Annotated in this window: 5 protein-coding genes; 2 read left to right on the top strand and 3 right to left on the bottom strand. The window is 44.6% G+C overall.

All coding sequences use genetic code 11. The features are described 5' to 3' along the window. Positions 1-562: SPFH domain-containing protein (locus ACTHUM_RS10825; protein ID WP_440402880.1), on the bottom strand; the 562-nt coding region annotated here is incomplete at its 3' end. Between the two features lie 406 nt (positions 563-968). Between ACTHUM_RS10825 and ACTHUM_RS10820 the strand changes: the two genes are divergently transcribed. After that, positions 969-1,811: an outer membrane beta-barrel protein gene (locus tag ACTHUM_RS10820; RefSeq protein WP_107768873.1), complete on the top strand. Its 843-nt coding sequence runs from the start codon at positions 969-971 to the stop codon at positions 1,809-1,811. 201 nt (positions 1,812-2,012) lie between these two features. Here the strand turns inward: ACTHUM_RS10820 and ACTHUM_RS10815 are convergent, their stop codons facing one another. After that, positions 2,013-2,411 carry a DUF350 domain-containing protein gene (locus ACTHUM_RS10815; protein ID WP_003686124.1) on the bottom strand — a complete coding sequence of 133 codons (399 nt, stop codon included), beginning with the start codon at positions 2,409-2,411 and terminating at the stop codon, positions 2,013-2,015. A 207-nt stretch (positions 2,412-2,618) separates the two neighbouring features. On the opposite strand from ACTHUM_RS10815, the gene ACTHUM_RS10810 reads away from it, so the two are divergent. Continuing rightward, on the top strand, positions 2,619-3,371 hold the full coding sequence (locus ACTHUM_RS10810; protein ID WP_107768874.1) for a CPBP family glutamic-type intramembrane protease: 753 nt from the start codon (positions 2,619-2,621) through the stop codon (positions 3,369-3,371). A 73-nt stretch (positions 3,372-3,444) separates the two neighbouring features. Here ACTHUM_RS10810 and ACTHUM_RS10805 read toward each other — a convergent pair. Continuing rightward, a partial coding sequence (locus ACTHUM_RS10805; protein WP_440402879.1) for a hypothetical protein occupies positions 3,445-3,724 on the bottom strand: 280 nt, incomplete at its 5' end.

Here is a 3,724-nt window from a genome sequence, read left to right as displayed (position 1 = left end):
AAACTTGGTTCGCCGCCATATCCAAGAATGGGATACCGGAGCTGCCGAACGCGGCCGCCAACTGGGTGACTGCGATATTGCGCAGTTGGTTTTCCAAGTCTACGCCGCTGTATTGCGCCGCCACACCGCTGACTTCTTTAAAGAATTTTGCCGGATCGCTGATGCGGTAAGAATACATACCGAACGAACGCAGTTGCACCGCGCCAAACTCGGCATCGCGTACGGTAATCGGTTGAGATGTACCCCATTTTCGTGCGAGCTGTTGTTTGGTATTGAAAAAGTAAACATCCGATTTAAAAGGGGATTCAAAAAGCTTGTCCCAGTTTTTCAAGTTGGTCAGCACCGGCAGCGTTTGCGTATTGAGCGTGTAACGCCCCGGACCAAACACGTCGGCGGTTACGCCTTCATCGACAAACATCGCCATCTGCGCCTCACGCACAGTCAGGCTCGCACCGTTTTGGATCTCCTCATCGGCAATCGGAAAACGCCACATCAGCAGGCTGTCGTCGGGATTCGGCCATTGAATGACGTCGATAAACTGTTTCTTGATAAAGTTGAACATCGCAGTTCCTTATTTGAAGAAGAAGGGATAACTTATGGGCAGCCAGGTCAATTTGCCTGGTCGGTTATATCGCTTATTTTATACAAATAGAATGTCATATGATATAAACATTCAAAATGTCTTAATGCATGGGAATAGAGTGGGTTGCTCTATCTATTTTTAGTGTTCAACCCACTAGCCGACCCAGAAACATTAACATATCATTAAAATTCATGCAGACTCTGTTTTACACTATTTTTCTGCTTTTACCTGCGCTATATCATAAAAAAGACAAATACAGGTAGAAAATCATTAAACACCATACCAAGCGTTCACTACACCTGTTAATATTTACCAAATCCTAGAAATTCATCATGCTGTATTGTCAAATTATCACATTGGCTTTCATAAAGTAAAAGGAATTTATATGAAAAATTCTGCTCATTTCTGTTTTGCAGTGTTAGCACTCTCTGCTGCCGTAAGTACACAGGCTGCCCGCCCTGTTGAATTTACCGTTGGCAGCGAATATTACAACGAGACCTATCGCGAATACGAACAAGATGGTAGTCGCTTAATGCAGCAAAAAGGCAACTTATGGTCTATTAATGCCGGCGTAAAATACCGTTTCAACGATCGCCATGCGGCAAAATTAGAAGGCCGTTATTCGCGCGGTAAAACAGATTACACAGGAAGTGTACAATATATAACTGAGGATTATATCGACGATTCAGCAAGTTATGGCTCAGCCACACTCAAAAATGCACCACGCCGCGCATACGATATCCGTGCCTTATACGAATATACACTCCCGATTAACGATCGCTTTAGCATTGCTGCCGGGGCCGGCTTGGGACACCGCGTTCTGAGAGACTTAAGTAGCCGCATTGATCCAAATGATTATGACCGCAAAAACCGAACCACATATGCGCAAATCAATACCGGAGTAAATATCGCCCTTCCTGCAAACTTTGAGATATCTCCCCGCATTGCCTACAATCGTGCCGTGAAAGGCCGCCAATATTCTTACGAACCCGACCAGGTAGAAACCCGAATGAAACAAGGCGGCGGACAAGGTATCGAGGTTGAAGTGCCTATATCTAAAAAATTCGCTAACGGCTCCAAAATCAGCCTCGCTCCATTCTATCGCGGCTGGAAAGTTAAAGAATCGAACCTTACCGTTACGGAAGAGTATGACTCATATGAATTGGGATCTATAGAACCTAAAAACCACACCCACGAAGCGGGCGTAAGATTGCAATACTCTTTCTAATTTGATGAACTTAAGTAGTTAAAATGTTTCAGACGGCCTTGTATATAACAGGCCGTCTAAATTTTTTGATGCTTTCAGAATTTCACTATAACGCCAATACCATCAGACATAAGACCTTATAAGTCAAAAAAATCTACCGATAATTTTTCTAGGTAGGAGTCAGGATCAGCACATCTTTTGCTATCCAACCAACCATCAAAATCAAGTCAAGCAAGCAGCGTTCAAAATGCCGATCGAGATGGACACTGCGCCAAACAGCGCACCTACGGCGACATTGTTGCCGATAAGTTCTGCGGTAGCGCCTTTAATCATCATTGTGGCAGCGAAATAGACAAAAATCTGAATCACTGCTGCGGCAAGTCCCCACAGGATAAAATCGATGAAGCTGACGCTGTGGGCAATGCTTGAGGCAAGCGTCAGACAGAAACCGACCAACGCGCCGCCAAACGATAAGGCGCAGGCAAGGTTGCCGTTTTTAATCAGGCGCAATTCTTCGGCAGGTGTAATCCGCAGATATACGGCACCGAAAACTACAGTCATGGCAACACCTGCCAACATATATTGCAGGTAGAGCAGATATTGGGACAGAGAAATACTCACGATTAAGATTCCTTGGTTTGCAATAGAGTGATTATGCCATATTTTTGAAGATAAACCCTTCGGAAAATACGGCATTTTAGAAGCGCTTCAGGCCGTCTGAAACGGTCTGATTTTTAATTCATGTTTTATTACGATAATTGTTGACGATTTTTGTATGTTTATGTAACTATTGCGCATTCCCATTTAATTAGAGTAAAGAGGAGAATTATGAGCATACTCGCCGCTATCCGCCCTAAAGAGCCTTTGCGCCATCTGCGCTGGTTTGACATGCTGATTGTTACCGCTATCCTGTTCGGTCAATTTGCCTACCGTTCTACCCAACTTTATATTGCCAGCCTGATGCCGCAAGTGGAAACGGCCGCTGTTAGCGAAGAAGTGCGCGATACTGCGGTAACCGGCGTGGCTTATTCTGAAAACATGAGCCTGCAGTTGACGCTACTTGCTATTGCTTTGATTTACCTCATTATCCGCCGTTTCGACTTCAAACAGTTGCCGATTCGCTTTAATTTAGGCGTATTGTTTTGGACGCCTGTGATTTTTATCCTGATGGGTCTGACCGCCGATGCGGTAACTTCGTTAAGCGGCGGCTATAATTACTTCACCACTGAAATCTTCCAATACATCAAACCATTATCCATTTTCGACAAATTCGCCGCCCTTGCGCCGATGGCCATCCTCTACGGCCTTTTAAACGGCTTTTACGAAGAATTCTGTTTCCTCGGCCTTTTAACCTGCGTGGAAGACAAATACAAATGGCAGGCATTGGCCTATTCAACCTTGGTACGTGTCTCCTTCCATACTTACCAAGGCATGCTTTGGGCGACCGTTATCGGCGTTGTTTTCGGCTTGATGTACTACTTCTTCTACAAATACAAAGTCAAAAACCTGTTGCCGTTTTTCCTGATTCACGCCTTGGCAGATATCTTCGGCTCCGGCTTCATCTATTTGATTTGCGCTTAATGGCAATAGTTGAATGAATAAACAAGGCCGTCTGAAACATCATTTTTCAGACGGCCTTTTATCATCTATCGGTTTACTTAATCAAAGTAATTGCCACATCCGCATCTTCGGTTGCAATTGCCTCAATCACTGCATCGCTGCCAAACCTCAACACCGAGCCTGCGCCGACAGTATGTTTTTCAGTCTGATTCAACGTCACGTCAAAGCTTCCTTTTCCAACGGCAAAAATCAGCGTTTTAAAACCCGGATGATCGTGCGGCTTAATCTGCTCCCCTTTCTTCATGTCTTTCTTAACGACCATGTAATTTTCGCCGCTGAAAATCTTACCGTTTTCGGAAGAAACCTCCCCCAAA

Source organism: Neisseria sp. P0021.S006, from assembly GCF_051956895.1.
The sequence above is the reverse complement of the archived record's forward strand: the minus strand, read 5'-3'. Positions and strand labels throughout refer to the sequence as shown.